Origin of the sequence: Escherichia sp. MOD1-EC5495 (assembly GCF_002965965.1) — a bacterium.
GTDB classification, from domain to species: domain Bacteria; phylum Pseudomonadota; class Gammaproteobacteria; order Enterobacterales; family Enterobacteriaceae; genus Escherichia; species Escherichia ruysiae.
The window spans coordinates 1-16,860 of sequence record NZ_PTRI01000024.1 but is presented as its reverse complement, the minus strand read 5'-3'; the positions used below and the strand labels follow the sequence as shown (position 1 = coordinate 16,860).

General features: G+C 51.9%; 18 protein-coding genes. 9 read left to right on the top strand and 9 right to left on the bottom strand.

Features of this window, described 5'->3' with window-relative positions:
• Positions 1-6 precede the first annotated feature (6 nt).
• The 5 genes from dnaE (at position 7) to tilS (ending at position 6,851) form a co-directional block, all read left to right on the top strand.
• A complete protein-coding gene (dnaE, locus tag BEG40_RS17975) occupies positions 7-3,489 on the top strand; it encodes a DNA polymerase III subunit alpha (RefSeq protein ID WP_105282597.1) in 3,483 nt (1,160 codons plus the stop codon).
• A 12-nt stretch (positions 3,490-3,501) separates the two neighbouring features.
• Positions 3,502-4,461 carry an acetyl-CoA carboxylase carboxyl transferase subunit alpha gene (accA, locus tag BEG40_RS17970; RefSeq protein ID WP_000055746.1) on the top strand — a complete coding sequence of 320 codons (960 nt, stop codon included), beginning with the start codon at positions 3,502-3,504 and terminating at the stop codon, positions 4,459-4,461.
• Between the two features lie 221 nt (positions 4,462-4,682).
• A complete protein-coding gene (locus BEG40_RS17965; RefSeq protein ID WP_000644313.1) occupies positions 4,683-4,937 on the top strand; it encodes a DUF4282 domain-containing protein in 255 nt (84 codons plus the stop codon).
• Between the two features lie 164 nt (positions 4,938-5,101).
• The gene (locus BEG40_RS17960) at positions 5,102-5,491 is read left to right on the top strand and encodes a VOC family protein (protein ID WP_105285873.1); all 390 of its coding nucleotides are present in this window, start codon (positions 5,102-5,104) and stop codon (positions 5,489-5,491) included.
• A gap of 64 nt (positions 5,492-5,555) precedes the next feature.
• Positions 5,556-6,851: a tRNA lysidine(34) synthetase TilS gene (gene tilS, locus BEG40_RS17955; RefSeq protein ID WP_105285872.1), complete on the top strand. Its 1,296-nt coding sequence runs from the start codon at positions 5,556-5,558 to the stop codon at positions 6,849-6,851.
• 51 nt (positions 6,852-6,902) lie between these two features.
• Here the strand turns inward: tilS and rof are convergent, their stop codons facing one another.
• Together rof and BEG40_RS17945 are read right to left on the bottom strand one after the other, a co-directional pair.
• Entirely contained in the window at positions 6,903-7,163 is a 261-nt protein-coding gene (gene rof / locus BEG40_RS17950) for a Rho-binding antiterminator (protein WP_000062320.1), read from the bottom strand.
• Positions 7,150-7,350 (bottom strand): YaeP family protein, encoded by a 201-nt coding sequence (locus tag BEG40_RS17945; protein ID WP_000417058.1) that lies wholly within the window; start codon positions 7,348-7,350, stop codon positions 7,150-7,152. The genes rof and BEG40_RS17945 overlap by 14 nt, the downstream gene beginning before the upstream one ends.
• A 165-nt stretch (positions 7,351-7,515) precedes the next feature.
• On the opposite strand from BEG40_RS17945, the gene BEG40_RS17940 reads away from it, so the two are divergent.
• From BEG40_RS17940 to nlpE, 3 genes are read left to right on the top strand one after another with little or no spacing between them, the layout of a single operon-like run.
• On the top strand, positions 7,516-8,061 hold the full coding sequence (locus BEG40_RS17940) for a YaeQ family protein (protein ID WP_001185297.1): 546 nt from the start codon (positions 7,516-7,518) through the stop codon (positions 8,059-8,061).
• Positions 8,058-8,480, top strand: coding sequence for an alternative ribosome rescue aminoacyl-tRNA hydrolase ArfB (arfB, locus tag BEG40_RS17935; protein ID WP_016159349.1), 423 nt, complete (start codon positions 8,058-8,060; stop codon positions 8,478-8,480). The genes BEG40_RS17940 and arfB overlap by 4 nt, the downstream gene beginning before the upstream one ends.
• A 14-nt stretch (positions 8,481-8,494) precedes the next feature.
• Complete coding sequence (gene nlpE, locus BEG40_RS17930; RefSeq protein WP_105285871.1) at positions 8,495-9,205, top strand: envelope stress response activation lipoprotein NlpE; 711 nt, start codon at positions 8,495-8,497, stop codon at positions 9,203-9,205.
• A gap of 156 nt (positions 9,206-9,361) precedes the next feature.
• Here the strand turns inward: nlpE and BEG40_RS17925 are convergent, their stop codons facing one another.
• From BEG40_RS17925 to metN, 7 genes are all read right to left on the bottom strand, one after another.
• The gene (locus BEG40_RS17925; protein ID WP_105285870.1) at positions 9,362-10,186 is read right to left on the bottom strand and encodes a YaeF family permuted papain-like enzyme; all 825 of its coding nucleotides are present in this window, start codon (positions 10,184-10,186) and stop codon (positions 9,362-9,364) included.
• Positions 10,187-10,238: 52 nt separating this feature from the next.
• Complete coding sequence (gene proS, locus BEG40_RS17920) at positions 10,239-11,957, bottom strand: proline--tRNA ligase (RefSeq protein WP_001260711.1); 1,719 nt, start codon at positions 11,955-11,957, stop codon at positions 10,239-10,241.
• Positions 11,958-12,067: 110 nt separating this feature from the next.
• On the bottom strand, positions 12,068-12,775 hold the full coding sequence (tsaA, locus tag BEG40_RS17915) for a tRNA (N6-threonylcarbamoyladenosine(37)-N6)-methyltransferase TrmO (RefSeq protein ID WP_000094021.1): 708 nt from the start codon (positions 12,773-12,775) through the stop codon (positions 12,068-12,070).
• Positions 12,772-13,176: an envelope stress sensor lipoprotein RcsF gene (rcsF, locus tag BEG40_RS17910; RefSeq protein ID WP_001202318.1), complete on the bottom strand. Its 405-nt coding sequence runs from the start codon at positions 13,174-13,176 to the stop codon at positions 12,772-12,774. Before rcsF ends, tsaA begins: the two co-directional genes overlap by 4 nt.
• A gap of 117 nt (positions 13,177-13,293) precedes the next feature.
• Positions 13,294-14,109 carry a methionine ABC transporter substrate-binding lipoprotein MetQ gene (metQ, locus tag BEG40_RS17905; RefSeq protein ID WP_105285869.1) on the bottom strand — a complete coding sequence of 272 codons (816 nt, stop codon included), beginning with the start codon at positions 14,107-14,109 and terminating at the stop codon, positions 13,294-13,296.
• Between the two features lie 39 nt (positions 14,110-14,148).
• The gene (locus BEG40_RS17900) at positions 14,149-14,802 is read right to left on the bottom strand and encodes a methionine ABC transporter permease MetI (RefSeq protein ID WP_001294600.1); all 654 of its coding nucleotides are present in this window, start codon (positions 14,800-14,802) and stop codon (positions 14,149-14,151) included.
• The gene (gene metN, locus BEG40_RS17895; RefSeq protein WP_000593991.1) at positions 14,795-15,826 is read right to left on the bottom strand and encodes a methionine ABC transporter ATP-binding protein MetN; all 1,032 of its coding nucleotides are present in this window, start codon (positions 15,824-15,826) and stop codon (positions 14,795-14,797) included. The genes BEG40_RS17900 and metN overlap by 8 nt, the downstream gene beginning before the upstream one ends.
• 187 nt (positions 15,827-16,013) lie before the next feature.
• On the opposite strand from metN, the gene gmhB reads away from it, so the two are divergent.
• Positions 16,014-16,586, top strand: a complete 573-nt coding sequence (gene gmhB, locus BEG40_RS17890) for a D-glycero-beta-D-manno-heptose 1,7-bisphosphate 7-phosphatase (RefSeq protein WP_105285868.1) — start codon at positions 16,014-16,016, stop codon at positions 16,584-16,586.
• Positions 16,587-16,860: the final 274 nt, after the last annotated feature.

The window sequence follows — 16,860 nt, the reverse complement described above, 5'->3', positions numbered from 1 at the left end:
CTGAAGATGTCTGAACCACGTTTCGTTCACCTACGGGTGCACAGCGACTACTCGATGATCGATGGCCTGGCAAAAACCGCGCCGCTGGTAAAAAAGGCGGCGGCGTTGGGTATGCCAGCACTGGCGATCACCGATTTCACCAACCTTTGCGGTCTGGTGAAGTTCTACGGAGCGGGACATGGCGCAGGGATTAAACCCATCGTCGGGGCGGATTTTAACGTCCAGTGCGATCTGTTGGGGGATGAGTTAACTCACCTGACGGTACTGGCGGCTAACAATACCGGCTATCAGAATCTGACGTTGCTGATCTCAAAAGCGTATCAGCGCGGGTACGGTGCCGCCGGGCCGATCATCGATCGCGACTGGCTTATCGAATTAAACGAAGGGCTGATCCTCCTTTCCGGCGGGCGCATGGGCGACGTCGGGCGCAGCCTTTTGCGTGGTAACAGCGCGCTGGTAGATGAGTGTGTCGCGTTTTATGAAGAACACTTCCCGGATCGCTATTTTCTCGAATTGATTCGCACCGGCAGGCCGGACGAAGAAAGCTATCTGCACGCGGCGGTAGAACTGGCGGAAGCGCGCGGTTTGCCCGTCGTGGCGACCAACGACGTGCGCTTTATCGACAGCAGCGACTTTGACGCGCACGAAATCCGCGTCGCGATCCACGACGGCTTTACCCTCGATGATCCTAAACGCCCACGTAACTATTCGCCGCAGCAATATATGCGTAGCGAAGAGGAGATGTGCGAGCTGTTTGCCGACATCCCCGAAGCCCTTGCCAACACCGTTGAGATCGCCAAACGTTGTAACGTGACTGTGCGTCTTGGCGAATACTTCCTGCCACAGTTCCCGACCGGGGACATGAGCACCGAAGATTATCTGGTCAAGCGCGCAAAAGAAGGGCTGGAAGAGCGTCTGGCATTTTTATTCCCTGACGAGGAAGAACGTCTTAAGCGTCGCCCGGAATATGACGAACGTCTGGAGACTGAACTTCAGGTTATCAACCAGATGGGCTTCCCGGGCTACTTCCTCATCGTTATGGAATTTATCCAGTGGTCGAAAGATAACGGCGTACCGGTAGGGCCAGGCCGTGGCTCCGGTGCGGGTTCACTGGTGGCCTACGCGCTGAAAATCACCGACCTCGATCCGCTGGAATTTGACCTGCTGTTCGAACGTTTCCTTAACCCGGAACGTGTCTCCATGCCTGACTTCGACGTTGACTTCTGTATGGAGAAACGCGATCAGGTTATCGAACACGTAGCGGACATGTACGGTCGTGATGCGGTATCGCAGATTATCACCTTCGGTACGATGGCGGCGAAAGCGGTGATCCGCGACGTAGGCCGCGTGCTGGGGCATCCGTACGGCTTTGTCGATCGTATCTCGAAACTGATCCCGCCCGATCCGGGGATGACGCTGGCGAAAGCGTTTGAAGCAGAGCCGCAGCTGCCGGAAATCTACGAAGCGGACGAAGAAGTTAAGGCGCTGATCGACATGGCGCGCAAACTGGAAGGGGTCACCCGTAACGCCGGTAAACACGCCGGTGGGGTGGTTATCGCGCCGACCAAAATTACCGATTTTGCGCCGCTTTATTGCGATGAAGAGGGCAAACATCCGGTCACGCAGTTTGATAAAAGCGACGTTGAATACGCCGGGCTGGTGAAGTTCGACTTCCTCGGTTTGCGTACGCTCACCATCATCAACTGGGCGCTGGAGATGATCAACAAGCGGCGGGCGAAGAATGGCGAGCCGCCGCTGGATATCGCTGCGATCCCGCTGGATGACAAGAAAAGTTTTGACATGCTGCAACGCTCGGAAACCACGGCGGTATTCCAGCTTGAATCGCGCGGCATGAAAGACCTGATCAAGCGTCTGCAACCTGACTGCTTCGAAGATATGATCGCACTGGTGGCACTATTCCGCCCCGGTCCGTTGCAATCAGGGATGGTGGATAACTTTATCGACCGTAAACATGGTCGCGAAGAGATCTCCTATCCGGACGTGCAGTGGCAGCATGAAAGTCTGAAACCAGTACTGGAACCGACTTACGGCATTATCCTGTATCAGGAACAGGTAATGCAGATTGCCCAGGTACTTTCTGGTTATACCCTCGGCGGTGCAGATATGTTGCGTCGTGCGATGGGTAAGAAAAAGCCGGAAGAGATGGCTAAGCAGCGTTCTGTTTTTGCTGAAGGTGCAGAAAAGAACGGGATCAACGCCGAACTGGCGATGAAAATCTTCGACCTGGTGGAGAAATTCGCCGGTTACGGATTTAACAAATCGCACTCTGCGGCCTATGCTTTGGTGTCATATCAAACGTTATGGCTGAAAGCGCACTATCCGGCAGAGTTTATGGCGGCGGTGATGACCGCCGATATGGATAATACCGAGAAGGTGGTTGGCCTGGTGGATGAGTGCTGGCGGATGGGGCTGAAAATCCTGCCACCAGATATAAACTCCGGTCTTTACCATTTCCACGTCAACGATGACGGCGAAATCGTGTATGGTATTGGCGCCATCAAAGGGGTAGGTGAGGGGCCAATTGAGGCCATCATCGAAGCCCGTAATAAAGGCGGCTACTTTCGCGAACTGTTTGATCTCTGCGCCCGCACCGACACCAAAAAGTTGAACCGTCGTGTGCTGGAAAAACTGATCATGTCCGGGGCGTTTGACCGTCTGGGGCCACACCGCGCGGCGCTGATGAACTCGCTGGGCGATGCGTTAAAAGCGGCAGATCAACACGCGAAAGCAGAAGCCATCGGCCAGGCCGATATGTTTGGCGTACTGGCGGAAGAGCCGGAGCAAATTGAACAATCTTACGCTAGCTGCCAGCCGTGGCCGGAACAGGTGGTGTTAGATGGGGAACGTGAAACGTTAGGTCTGTACCTGACGGGCCACCCTATCAACCAGTATTTAAAAGAGATTGAGCGTTATGTCGGAGGCGTAAGGCTGAAAGACATGCACCCGACAGAACGTGGTAAAGTCACCACGGCTGCGGGGCTCGTTATTGCCGCGCGGGTTATGGTCACCAAGCGCGGCAATCGTATCGGTATCTGCACGCTGGATGACCGTTCCGGGCGGCTGGAAGTCATGTTGTTTACTGACGCCCTGGATAAATACCAGCAATTGCTGGAAAAAGACCGCATACTTATCGTCAGCGGACAGGTCAGCTTTGATGACTTCAGCGGTGGGCTTAAAATGACCGCTCGCGAAGTGATGGATATTGACGAAGCCCGGGAAAAATATGCTCGTGGGCTTGCTATCTCGCTGACGGACAGGCAAATTGATGACCAGCTTTTAAACCGACTCCGTCAGTCTCTGGAACCCCACCGCTCTGGGACAATTCCAGTACATCTCTACTATCAGAGGGCGGATGCACGCGCGCGGTTGCGTTTTGGCGCGACGTGGCGTGTCTCTCCGAGCGATCGTTTATTAAACGATCTCCGTGGCCTCATTGGTTCGGAGCAGGTGGAACTGGAGTTTGACTAATACAGGAATACTATGAGTCTGAATTTCCTTGATTTTGAACAGCCGATTGCAGAGCTGGAAGCGAAAATCGATTCTCTGACTGCGGTTAGCCGCCAGGATGAGAAACTGGATATTAACATCGATGAAGAAGTGCATCGTCTGCGTGAAAAAAGCGTAGAACTGACGCGTAAAATCTTCGCCGATCTCGGTGCATGGCAAATTGCGCAACTGGCTCGCCATCCACAGCGTCCTTATACCCTGGATTACGTTCGCCTGGCATTTGATGAATTTGACGAACTGGCAGGTGACCGCGCGTATGCAGATGACAAAGCTATCGTTGGTGGTATCGCCCGTCTCGATGGTCGTCCGGTGATGATTATTGGTCACCAGAAAGGTCGTGAAACCAAAGAGAAAATTCGCCGTAACTTTGGTATGCCAGCGCCAGAAGGTTACCGCAAAGCACTGCGTCTGATGCAAATGGCTGAACGCTTTAAGATGCCAATCATCACCTTTATCGACACACCGGGGGCATATCCAGGCGTGGGCGCAGAAGAGCGTGGTCAGTCTGAAGCCATCGCGCGTAACCTGCGTGAAATGTCTCGCCTGAGCGTACCGACTATTTGTACCGTTATTGGTGAAGGTGGTTCCGGTGGCGCGCTGGCGATTGGCGTGGGTGATAAAGTGAATATGCTGCAATACAGCACCTATTCTGTTATCTCGCCGGAAGGTTGTGCGTCCATTCTGTGGAAGAGCGCCGATAAAGCGCCGCTGGCGGCTGAAGCGATGGGCATCATCGCTCCGCGTCTGAAAGAACTGAAATTGATCGACTCCATCATCCCGGAACCGCTGGGCGGCGCTCACCGTAACCCGGAAGCGATGGCGGCGTCTTTGAAAGCGCAACTGCTGGCGGATCTGGCCGATCTCGACGTGTTAAGCACTGAAGATTTAAAAAATCGTCGTTATCAGCGCCTGATGAGCTACGGCTACGCGTAATCAGCAAATGTTCTGAAAAGGGTCACTTCGGTGACCTTTTTTGTATGTGGTTTATTTAGTCATATTATAAATACATTTAGATAATCTTACTTTCATTTCCCTCATCCCAAAAACTCTTGAACTCATGTTGATAACTCCGATTTCGGAGGCATATACCAATATACACAGTAGTTAAAAATAATATAAATTTATCAGGCTCATAGAATTTTTAAGGATAAAATATGAAAGCAATTTTAGGATTTGATCGTCTTCTTATGCCGCGTGTACTGGTGTTTTTTTACTGGCTGGCTATGGTGCTGACACTGATAGGCGGTGTCTTCTCCATATTTAGCGGAAACTTTCTCTTAGGGTTAGCTTATACCGTCATTGGTCTTATAAGCTGTCGTATGACTTTCGAATTAATTATGATAGCGTTTAAGAATAACGAATATTTGCGCCGCATTGCTGAGAGTGTTAGCAAGAATAGCGCAGAGTAATCTCCCGTAAAACGCTTCACCAAACCGCATCTCAACCGCTATTACAGGCGTTTGAGATGTTGTTTTAAAGTCAGTGTAAATGTCCGATTCATCTTTCCTGCAATTTATGCGTATTATCAATATATCGCGATGCACGTGCGTATCATATCAATGCAGGAGATTCTATGTTGGGTTTAAAACAGGTTCACCATATTGCGATTATTGCGACGGATTATGCGGTGAGCAAAGCTTTCTACTGCGATATTCTCGGCTTCACGCTGCAAAGTGAAGTCTATCGTGAAGAGCGCGATTCGTGGAAAGGGGATTTGGCGCTTAACGGGCAATATGTGATTGAACTTTTCTCATTTCCGTTCCCGCCGGAGCGTCCCAGCCGACCAGAAGCCTGCGGCCTGAGGCATCTGGCGTTTAGCGTTGATGATATCGATGCGGCAGTGGCGAACCTTGAAAGCTATAACGTGAAGTGTGAAGCCATCCGTGTCGATCCATACACGCAAAGACGCTTCACGTTCTTTAACGATCCTGACGGGCTGCCGCTGGAACTGTATGAGCAGTAAGGCTTGTCATCGCCGCATTTGCCCGGTAACGTGCCGGGCATTGCTACTGTAAAATCGCACCATCATGACACTCACGCTGAATAGACAACTTCTCACCTCACGCCAGATTCTGGTGGCCTTTAGCGGCGGGCTTGACTCTACCGTTCTGCTGCATCAGCTGGTGCAGTGGCGGACGGAAAATCCGGGCGTCACTCTGCGCGCTATCCATGTGCATCACGGTTTAAGTGCCAATGCCGATGCCTGGGTTACGCATTGCGAAAATATCTGCCACCAGTGGCAGGTGCCACTGGTGGTTGAGCGCGTACAACTTGCGCAAGAGGGGCTAGGTATTGAGGCCCAGGCACGGCAGGCGCGTTATCAGGCATTTGCTCGTACCTTGTTACCTGGCGAAGTGCTGGTTACCGCGCAGCATCTTGACGATCAATGTGAAACCTTTCTGCTGGCGCTAAAACGCGGTAGCGGCCCTGCCGGGCTTTCGGCTATGGGGGAAGTCTCCGATTTTGCCGGAACGCGGCTTATCCGCCCGTTGCTCGCCCGCACGCGGGGGGAACTGGAGCTGTGGGCGCGTGAGCATGATTTACGCTGGATTGAAGACGAAAGTAATCAGGATGATTCCTACGATCGTAATTTCCTGCGCCTGCGCGTGGTGCCGTTATTGCAGCAGCGTTGGCCGCATTTTACCGAAGCAACGGCCCGCAGCGCCGCACTTTGCGCTGAACAAGAGAGCCTGTTAGATGAATTGCTGGCGGATGATTTAGCGCACTGTCAAACGCCGCAGGGGACGTTGCAGATTGCGCCAATGATGACGATGAGCGACGCCCGTCGCGCGGCGATTATCCGCCGCTGGCTGGCAGGGCAGAATGCTCCGATGCCTTCCCGCGACGCGATGGTGCGCATCTGGCAAGAAGTGGCGCTGGCGCGGGAAGATGCTTCTCCTTGCTTGCGATTTGGTGCGTTTGAAATACGTCGCTATCAGTCGCAATTGTGGTGGATTAAATCCGTTGCCGGACAAAGCGAAACGGTTGTGCCGTGGCAGGCGTGGCAACAGCCGCTGGAATTACCGGCAAGTCTGGGAAGTGTGCAACTTATTGCGGGTGGAGATATTCGCCCTCCGCGTGCAGACGAAGCGGTCAGCGTGCGTTTTAAAGCGTCGGGATTGCTGCATATTGTCGGGCGCAACGGTGGGCGTAAGTTAAAGAAAATCTGGCAGGAACTGGGCGTGCCGCCGTGGTTGCGCGACACTACGCCGTTGCTGTTTTATGGCGAAACGCTGATTGCGGCGGCGGAGGTTTTTGTGACGCAAGACGGTGTGGCTGAAGGTGAGAATGGCGTAAGTTTTGTCTGGCAGAGAAACGCTTAGTAAGTGAAAGCCGGATAAGACGTATCAAGCGTCGCATCCGGCAAAAGTGAATCAGGACTCGCTCACCACCACCGTACCGATTTCCGGGTGGCTAAAGCTGGTAATTTTATCCAGACGTAGCTCGCGGGTTTCGCCAGCGGCTTCGACGACCAGATACTCCACATTTTTGCGGGAGACTAAATCGCTGGCCTTCCCCTGCAATTTTTCACCATCTTTCATCTCAAGTGTCAGCATTAAATGATGCTGGCAGGCGAGCTCAAGATTATCGTAATCATCACAATTGATTGGTTGATACGTATCATTCATTGACATAATCGCTCACCAGTAAGTTTGCCGCAGCGTATGCTGCTTTTTCCCTGACAGCCTCTGAAAGGGCGTCGTCGGCAGCCATTTCATTCAGCACTTTCAAAACGCAGCCCAGCGCGTCCGGAACGTATCCTAAGTCTCCGCTGGCGATTTCCGCGTACCGCTTGCGTATTAACTCACAATATTTTTCCACATGCCCTCCTGTCAGCACTCTGACTTAACCGTGGATGCAAGTCTAAGCCTACGAAGATAAACTCTGTTTCGCAAGGTGACTATACCACACTCATTTCTGCAATATCAGCGTCGCAACTGCACGTATTCCGTTACAATGGCCTCCTGATTCGAAAGGAGTTTTCTTATGGCGCTTAAAGCGACAATTTATAAAGCGACGGTTAATGTAGCCGATCTCGACCGCAACCAGTTTCTCGATGCCTCTCTGACGCTGGCGCGCCATCCTTCAGAAACCCAGGAGCGTATGATGCTGCGCCTGCTGGCGTGGCTGAAATATGCTGATGAACGTTTGCAATTTACCCGTGGCTTGTGTGCCGATGATGAGCCGGAAGCGTGGCTGCGTAACGATCACCTGGGTATTGATTTGTGGATTGAGCTGGGGCTGCCGGATGAGCGGCGGGTTAAGAAAGCCTGTACTCAGGCCGCAGAAGTGGCGCTGTTTGCCTATAATAGTCGGGCCGCGCAAATCTGGTGGCAGCAAAATCAGAGCAAATGCGCGCAGTTTGCCAATCTTTCCGTCTGGTATCTGGACGACGAGCAACTGGCAAAAGTGAGCGCCTTTGCCGATCGTACCATGACGCTGCAGGCAACGATTCAGGATGGTGTTATCTGGTTATCGGATGATAAGAATAATCTGGAAGTGAACTTAACCGCCTGGCAACAACCTTCATGATTGTGATTTCCCGACATGTCGCTATCCCCGATGGTGAGCTTGAGATCACCGCCATTCGTGCGCAGGGTGCGGGCGGGCAGCATGTTAATAAGACCTCAACGGCTATTCATCTGCGTTTTGACATTCGGGCGTCCAGCCTGCCAGAGTATTATAAAGAGCGCCTGCTCGCCGCCAGCCATCATTTGATCAGCAGTGATGGAGTGATTGTCATTAAGGCACAGGAATACCGCAGCCAGGAGCTAAACCGTGAAGCGGCGCTGGCCCGGCTGGTGGCTGTGATTAAAGATTTAACAACAGAACAAAAAGCCCGGCGACCCACGCGCCCCACCCGTGCATCGAAAGAGCGCAGGCTGGTATCGAAAGCACAAAAATCAAGCGTGAAGGCGATGCGCGGCAAAGTGCGCAGCGGTCGGGAATAAAAAGTAAGGAATGGATGGTGAAAAAAGCGATAGTGACGGCGATGGCTGTAATCAGCCTCTTTACTCTAATGGGATGTAATAATCGGGCCGAAGTCGATACGCTTTCCCCGGCGCAGGCTGCCGAACTGAAACCGATGCCGCAAAGTTGGCGCGGCGTGCTGCCGTGTGCCGATTGCGAAGGAATCGAAACCTCTCTGTTCCTCGAAAAAGACGGAACATGGGTGATGAATGAACGTTATCTGGGGGCGCGTGAAGAGCCTTCCTCTTTCGCTTCCTACGGTACATGGGCGCGAACCGCTGACAAGCTGGTATTAACCGACAGCAAAGGTGAAAAGTCATATTATCGGGCGAAAGGGGATGCGCTGGAGATGCTCGATCGTGAAGGTAATCCGATTGAATCGCAGTTCAACTACACGCTGGAACCTGCAAAGTCCAGCCTCCCCATGACACCGATGACTCTGCGTGGCATGTATTTTTATATGGCTGATGCGGCGACCTTTACTGATTGCGCGACCGGAAAACGTTTCATGGTGGCGAATAACGCAGAGCTGGAACGGGGCTACCTGGCTGCGCGCGGTAACAGTGAAAAATCCGTGTTACTGTCTGTAGAAGGTCACTTTACGCTTGAGGCTAACCCGGATACCGGTGCGCCGACCAAAGTATTAGCGCCCGATACGGCGGGTAAATTTTACCCGAACAAGGATTGCAGTAGTTTGGGGCAGTAGCCCGTTTTTGAGACAGAAACAAACGAAAAATTGCCTGATGCGCTGCGCTTATCAGGCCTACAGCATATAGTGCAACATTTTGAATTAGCACGATTTTGTAGGCCGGATAAGGCGTTCACGCCGCATCCGGCATTTTGTGCACGAGGCTGGCTTTTATCACCGAGTCAGCCCAACAAAGCGACCCGCTTTGATATAAATTCCTGGCTTCAGGTGCCCAATATACTGTAACTGCGTTTCTGGCTTAAACGCAGAGACATCACCAATACGCATATGCATCAGATCGGCAGGGCTAATCCAGCCCGATTGCGCCAGCGTAAGCGGATGCCCGGCTTTGGCAAATGCATCAGTGACAAATTCCGAACAAAACCACGACTTTTTGTCTCCTTCGCCCACACTGCTTAACTGCGCTTTCGCCAGGCCGCTGACGCACTGTTGGCGAAAATCCTCGGAGAACGGATTCAGTGAGCACATCTGGCGAGTCACCATAAATGGAATAAATTCGACAATGCCGCGATAGTTATAACCGCTATCTTTGATTTTATTGGCAAACGCGGTGATATCTGTGGCTTGTTGCGGGGTAAGATCCGGGACTCGTAAGACGAAAAGCTTATCACTATGCTTCATCGCTTTTTTAAGGGAAACAATCTGGACACCATCCCCTGTCGCTTCTGCAACGTTATTATCACCCAGATAGATTGCAACGTGACTCACAGAGGAAGTGCTGAAGACGCGGATTCCAAATGAGGTTACCCCAAGGCTTGAGGAGAACAGCAAATCGCCGGGTTTGAGATCAGGTACCGTTATTTCTTTTATTGATTGTTCGGTGAAAGAGCTTTGATGCTGGAATTTGACAGCCCATGTTTTTGCCTCGACATCTACCGCTGTGGCAGAGGAGTCTGGCTGGCTGATATCAACGGTACAGGCCGAAAGTAAAAGAAAGCTGGGGAGAAGCAGGCGGTAGTACGCCTTTGGTTTATCCATTTTATACAATCCATGTAAAAAAGGGCCCTGAAATTCAGGACCCTTTCTGGCATCAGCCTTTAATCTGTTTCACCAGATAATCGACGATGTCACCGGTCTTAATTAACTGTTTCTCGCCGTTACGACGATATTTGTATTCGATATCGTCGTTGTCGAGGTTACGGTCGCCAAGCACAATAGTGTGCGGAATACCGATCAGTTCCATATCAGCAAACATCACGCCCGGACGCTCTTTGCGGTCATCCAGCAGCACTTCGATACCCTGCGCACGCAGTTCGCTGTACAGTTTCTCAGCCAGCTCTTGTACGCGGAAGGATTTGTGCATGTTCATCGGCAGAATTGCGACCTGGAACGGTGCGATAGCGTCAGGCCATACGATGCCGCGTTCGTCGTAGTTCTGCTCAATCGCCGCAGCGACTACGCGCGTTACCCCGATACCGTAGCAACCCATCGTCAGGATCTGGTTACGACCATCTTCGCCCTGAACGGAGGCTTTCAGTGCTTCGGAGTACTTAGTACCCAGCTGGAAGATGTGACCGACTTCGATACCACGTTTGATCAGCAGCGTACCCTGACCATCCGGGCTTGGATCGCCTGCCACCACGTTACGGATATCAGCAACTTCCGGGGTGGCGACATCGCGATCCCAGTTGATACCGAAGTAGTGTTTGCCATCGATGTTAGCACCGGCAGCAAAATCACTCATTGCCGCAACGGTACGGTCAATCACCACCGGAATCGGCATGTTTACCGGACCCAGTGAGCCTGGGCCTGCTTTAACCACGGCACGAATTTCTTCTTCGGTCGCGAAAGTCAGCGGGCTGGCAACCTGTGGCAGTTTTTCTGCTTTAACTTCGTTCAGCTCGTGGTCACCACGCACCAGCAACGCAACCAGCGGGAAGCTACTGCCTTCAACCGCTTTAACCAGCAGAGTCTTAACCGTTTTCTCAATCGGCAGATTGAACTGTTCAACAAGTTCAGCGATGGTTTTCGCGTTCGGCGTATCAACCAGAGTCATTTCCTGGGTGGCAGCAGCGCGCGGTTCTTTCGGCGCGATAGCTTCTGCCAGTTCAATGTTCGCTGCATAGTCAGAGGTGTCGGAGAAAACCACATCGTCTTCACCGCTCTGCGCCAGCACCTGGAATTCGTGAGAGGCGCTGCCGCCGATAGAACCGGTGTCAGCCTGTACGGCGCGGAAATCCAGCCCCATACGGCTAAAGATTTTGCTGTAGGCCGCATACATTGCATCGTAGGTTTCCTGCAGGGATTCCTGAGAAGTGTGGAAAGAGTAAGCATCTTTCATCAGGAATTCGCGGGAACGCATGACGCCGAAACGCGGACGCACTTCATCACGGAACTTGGTCTGGATCTGATAGAAGTTCAGCGGCAGCTGTTTGTAAGAGCTAAGCTCGTTACGAATCAGGTCAGTGATCACTTCTTCGTGAGTCGGGCCGAGTACGAACGGACGCTCGCCACGGTCAACAAAACGCAGCAGTTCCGGACCGTACTGTTCCCAACGACCACTCTCTTGCCACAAATCGGCTGGCTGAACCACCGGCATCGACACCTCGATCGCACCGGCGTTGTTCATCTCTTCACGCACGATGTTTTCGACTTTTTTTAGAACGCGCACGCCGGTCGGCAGCCAGGTATATAACCCGGAGGCCAGCTTGCGGATCATCCCGGCGCGTAGCATCAGCTGATGGCTGATCACCTCGGCGTCGGCAGGTGTCTCCTTGAGAGTGGAGAGCAGGTATTGGCTAGTACGCATGTTGTTACGGTTCCAGTTGGAAGGTAGAACAGGCTCAAGGCGAGCCTGGGACAAAAAAAGTGATTTAGTTTACCAGTGCAAAAGAAATGTCAAAAGAGAAGGGCGTGAATTTAACGCGGTTCCAGCGCAAAGACTTCGAAACCTGCGTCGGTGACGCGCCAGCGAACGTTAAAATCATGCAGCCAGACGGCATAGGTTTTGCCCGTTTCCTCACCTTTACGATAGGCCGGGCGCGGGTCCTGCGCCAGTACTTCGCGGATAAACAGCGTTAACTGCGGATAACGCTTCTCCAGCGTCAAAAGTTGCTTTTCAACGTCTGCGGTAAAGCTTACTGCCATCTCTGCCACTGGCGCACTTTGCGCATAGCTGGCACTGGCATCGGGAAGCGATTCGGCAAAGGGGAGATACGGTTTGATATCCACTACCGGCGTACCATCGACCAGATCCAGACTGCCGAGCTTCAGAATCACGCTGTCTTTATGGCAAACAACCTCTTTCAGCTCTACCAGCGACATACCAATCGGGTTAGGGCGGAAAGTAGAGCGTGTGGCGAAAACACCCATTCTGGCATTACCGCCAAGACGAGGCGGACGCACAGTCGGACGCCAGCCGCCTTCCATCGTTTGATGAAAGACGAAAAGGATCCATAAATGGCTGAACGCTTCCAGGCCGCGCACGGCGTCGGCCTGGTTGTAGGGAGCAATGAGATGCAGTTCGCCGTTGGCGCTTTTTACCAGACCTGGCTGGCGCGGAACGGCGAATTTTTCTTTATAGGGCGAGCGAATAACGCCTATTTGCTCAAACTGGAAACTGCTCATTTTGCCGTAATGTTAAGCGCAGAACCGATACATACAGCCTGACGATAGCAGCCTGGCGTACCGCTGGTGACTTCACAGCTATGCAGTAAAACCGCATTGGCTTTCATTTTAGAGGCGTTGATTTGCATTCGTTTGCGCGCGGTCGGGATGCTCGGCGGAGAATCCTGATTAGAGGCCTGGCAAGAATCACCACTGACTTCCCCAAGATCGCGGAATGGCTTACCGACTAATTCTTCAGCATTAGTATAAATTCGGACCGGCGTGGCGCGCGGTGCTTTCGGTTTTGCTGGCTCCGCTTTTGGCTGGGGTGCGGTGCTTTGAACAGGTTCGACAGGGGATCTGCTTAACATGGAACAGCCGCTCAGCATGAGTGCTAATAAACAGATCGGTAAAGCACGCATAGTATTTCCTCAATGTATGATCAAAACGTCAATATTGAATCAGGCGCTTATAAAAATGACAAGACGGGCAAGCGCCCGTCCTGAATGATATTACAAATTGTGGAAACAGCCTAAAAATTACCAGCCTTTAACTGCACCGCCGTTAAACACGTTGTTTGCTGCTTCATAAACTTCGTCAGACTGATAAGCCTGGACGAATTTCTTCACGTTTTCCGCGTCTTTGTTATCTTCACGCGTTACGATCAGGTTTACGTACGGAGACTCTTTATCTTCGACAAAGATACCGTCTTTCGCCGGAGTCAGGCCAATCTGGCTGGCATAGGTGGTGTTGATAACTGCCAGAGCGATTTGCGCGTCGTCCAGAGAGCGCGGCAGCTGTGGTGCTTCCAGTTCAACAATTTTCAGGTTTTTTGGGTTCTCAACAACATCAAGAACGGTCGGCAGCAGGCCAACGCCATCTTTCAGTTTGATCAAGCCCACTTTTTGCAGCAGCAGCAGTGAACGACCGAGGTTAGTTGGGTCGTTTGGAACTGCAACCTGCGAACCATCCTGCAGTTCATCCAGAGATTTGATCTTCTTGGAGTAACCGGCAATTGGATAAACAAAAGTGTTGCCTACAGCTACCAGTTTGTAGCCACGATCTTTCAGTTGCTGATCAAGGTACGGCTTGTGCTGGAAAGCGTTAGCGTCGATATCGCCTTTGCTCAATGCTTCGTTTGGCAGAACATAGTCGTTGAAGGTTACCAGTTCAACGTCCAGACCATATTTGTCTTTCGCGACTTTTTGCGCGACTTCTGCAACCTGCTGTTCGGCACCGACAATGACGCCGACTTTAATGTGGTTCGGATCTTTTTCATCCTGACCGCAACCTACCAGTGCCAGTGATCCAATCAGGGCTCCCACTGCCGCAAAGGTTTTGAATTTGAACGCCATACCTTATTCCTTCTTCAATTATTTATGTTGTGTTGAACGTTACTTGCGAGTGACAGCCCGGACGATGCGGTCGCCTGCGAACTGAATTAAATAAACCAGAATGACCAGCAATACCAGTACCGTATTCATCACTGTCGCGTTATAGCCGATGTAGCCATACTGATAGCCAATCTGACCTAAACCACCGGCACCGACTGCGCCACCCATTGCGGAATAACCGACCAGGGTAATCAGGGTGATAGTTGCGGCGTTTACCAGACCCGGCAACGCTTCCGGTAACAGCACTTTACGGACGATCTGCATTGGCGTGGCACCCATTGCGCGGGAGGCTTCAATTAACCCGGTTGGGATCTCCAGCAGGGCGTTCTCGACCATACGCGCAATAAACGGTGCTGCACCAACGGTCAGTGGAACAATCGCTGCCTGCAAACCAATCGATGTACCGACAATAACGCGAGTAAACGGAATCATCCATACCAGCAAGATAATGAACGGGATGGAACGGAAAATGTTCACAATCGCTGAAACGGTACGATACAACTTCGCGTTAGCAATAATTTGCCCCGGACGCGTGACATAAAGCAGGACGCCAACCGGCAGACCAATCACAAACCCAAAAAAACCGGATACGAAGGTCATTGCCAGCGTTTCCCATACGCCACGAACCAGCAGCCACATCATCGGCTCAGACATAACCCAGTACCTCTACTTTTACATGGTGTTCCTGCAGCCAGGCAATGGCGGCTTGCGTATCTTGTTGTGTGCCGTGCATTTCAGTCAGCATGATGCCGAACTTAACGCCACCGGCGTAATCCATCTGCGCGCTAATAATGTTGTTGTTGACATTGAAACGACGCGCGGTTTCAGAAAGCAGCGGGGCATCGACCGACTGGCCGGTAAACTCAAGGCGCAGCATCGGTACGCAGTCTGCGAATGGCTCCGCTTGCAGACGTTCCTGATAATCTTCCGGGATATCCAGATGCAGGGTTGACTGAATAAACTTCTGCGCCAGCGGCGTTTTCGGATGCGAGAACACTTCGCTTACCGTGTCTTGCTCGATCAGTTCGCCATTGCTGATGACCGCCACACAATCACAAATGCGCTTAACAACGTCCATTTCGTGGGTGATCAACAGAATCGTCAAACCCAGACGGCGGTTGATGTCTTTTAGCAGTTCGAGAATAGAACGCGTGGTTGCCGGGTCCAGCGCGCTGGTGGCTTCATCGCACAGCAATACTTTGGGATTGCTGGCTAATGCACGGGCAATCGCCACACGTTGTTTCTGCCCGCCGGAAAGGTTCGACGGGTAGCTATCATGCTTATCGCCAAGGCCAACCAATGACAGCAATTCTGTCACGCGACGTTTAATCTCGTCTTTCGGCGTGTTGTCCAGCTCCAGCGGCAGCGCCACGTTGCCAAAAACAGTACGCGAAGAGAGCAGGTTAAAATGCTGGAAAATCATACCAATCTGGCGGCGAGCTTTGGTCAACTCGGATTCTGACAGCGTAGTCAGTTCCTGGCCATCTACCAGCACGCTACCCTCGGTTGGGCGCTCCAGCAGGTTTACACAACGTATAAGCGTACTCTTACCCGCGCCTGAGGCACCGATAACGCCATAAATTTGTCCAGCTGGCACATGCAGGCTGACGTTGTTCAACGCCTGGATGGTGCGGGTGCCCTGGTGGAACACTTTGGTGATATTCGAAAGTTTTATCATTGATTATTTATTATCGTCATTAAGTTAGTCGTGGCATTTCGAATGCCTGGAACGGGCAACGCCGTTAATGAAATGGATGTTAAGGCATCCAGACGTCTAAATCAATCAGGTTTATGCGAAGAGCACTTTCTTGCAGGTCGAAACATGCGATACTAGCGTCACATGCCTTATTAAGGAGCTATAAAAGGTGGCGAAGAGCGTACCCGCAATTTTTCTTGACCGTGATGGCACCATTAATGTCGATCACGGCTATGTCCATGAGATCGACAACTTTGAATTTATCGACGGTGTTATTGACGCCATGCGCGAGCTGAAAAAAATAGGCTTTGCGCTGGTGGTAGTAACCAACCAGTCTGGCATTGCTCGCGGTAAATTTACTGAAGCACAGTTTGAAACGCTGACCGAGTGGATGGACTGGTCGCTGGCGGTCCGCGATGTCGATCTGGATGGCATCTATTATTGCCCGCATCATCCGCAGGGTAGTGTTGAAGAGTTTCGCCAGGTCTGCGATTGCCGCAAACCACATCCGGGGATGCTTTTGTCAGCACGCGATTATTTGCATATTGATATGGCCGCTTCTTATATGGTGGGCGATAAATTAGAAGATATGCAGGCAGCGGCTGCGGCGAACGTGGGAACAAAAGTGCTGGTGCGTACGGGTAAACCTATTACGCCTGAAGCAGAAAACGCGGCGGATTGGGTGTTAAATAGCCTGGCAGACCTGCCGCAAGCGATAAAAAAGCAGCAAAAACCGGCGTAGTGATTAAAAGATGAGCGGTTGAAATAAAAATGCATTTTTCCGCTTGTCTTCCTGAAACGACTCCCTATAATGCGCCTCCATCGACACGGCGGATGTGAATCACTTCACACAAACAGCCGGTTCGGTTGAAGAGAAAAATCCTGAAATTCAGGGTTGACTCTGAAAGAGGAAAGCGTAATATACGCCACCTCGCGACAGTGAGCTGAAAGCCGCGTCGCAACTGCTCTTTAACAATTTATCAGACAATCTGTGTGGGCACTCGAAGATACGGATT

Excerpts from the sequence above, each read along its gene's own strand:
- dnaE (WP_105282597.1), top strand. The coding sequence starts at position 7 with ATGTCTGAACCACGTTTCGTTCACCTACGGGTGCACAGCGACTACTCG.
- accA (WP_000055746.1), top strand. The coding sequence starts at position 3,502 with ATGAGTCTGAATTTCCTTGATTTTGAACAGCCGATTGCAGAGCTGGAA.
- BEG40_RS17965 (WP_000644313.1), top strand. The coding sequence starts at position 4,683 with ATGAAAGCAATTTTAGGATTTGATCGTCTTCTTATGCCGCGTGTACTG.
- BEG40_RS17960 (WP_105285873.1), top strand. The coding sequence starts at position 5,102 with ATGTTGGGTTTAAAACAGGTTCACCATATTGCGATTATTGCGACGGAT.
- tilS (WP_105285872.1), top strand. The coding sequence starts at position 5,556 with ATGACACTCACGCTGAATAGACAACTTCTCACCTCACGCCAGATTCTG.
- rof (WP_000062320.1), bottom strand. The coding sequence starts at position 7,163 with ATGTCAATGAATGATACGTATCAACCAATCAATTGTGATGATTACGAT.
- BEG40_RS17940 (WP_001185297.1), top strand. The coding sequence starts at position 7,516 with ATGGCGCTTAAAGCGACAATTTATAAAGCGACGGTTAATGTAGCCGAT.
- arfB (WP_016159349.1), top strand. The coding sequence starts at position 8,058 with ATGATTGTGATTTCCCGACATGTCGCTATCCCCGATGGTGAGCTTGAG.
- nlpE (WP_105285871.1), top strand. The coding sequence starts at position 8,495 with ATGGTGAAAAAAGCGATAGTGACGGCGATGGCTGTAATCAGCCTCTTT.
- BEG40_RS17925 (WP_105285870.1), bottom strand. The coding sequence starts at position 10,186 with ATGGATAAACCAAAGGCGTACTACCGCCTGCTTCTCCCCAGCTTTCTT.
- proS (WP_001260711.1), bottom strand. The coding sequence starts at position 11,957 with ATGCGTACTAGCCAATACCTGCTCTCCACTCTCAAGGAGACACCTGCC.
- tsaA (WP_000094021.1), bottom strand. The coding sequence starts at position 12,775 with ATGAGCAGTTTCCAGTTTGAGCAAATAGGCGTTATTCGCTCGCCCTAT.
- rcsF (WP_001202318.1), bottom strand. The coding sequence starts at position 13,176 with ATGCGTGCTTTACCGATCTGTTTATTAGCACTCATGCTGAGCGGCTGT.
- metQ (WP_105285869.1), bottom strand. The coding sequence starts at position 14,109 with ATGGCGTTCAAATTCAAAACCTTTGCGGCAGTGGGAGCCCTGATTGGA.
- BEG40_RS17900 (WP_001294600.1), bottom strand. The coding sequence starts at position 14,802 with ATGTCTGAGCCGATGATGTGGCTGCTGGTTCGTGGCGTATGGGAAACG.
- metN (WP_000593991.1), bottom strand. The coding sequence starts at position 15,826 with ATGATAAAACTTTCGAATATCACCAAAGTGTTCCACCAGGGCACCCGC.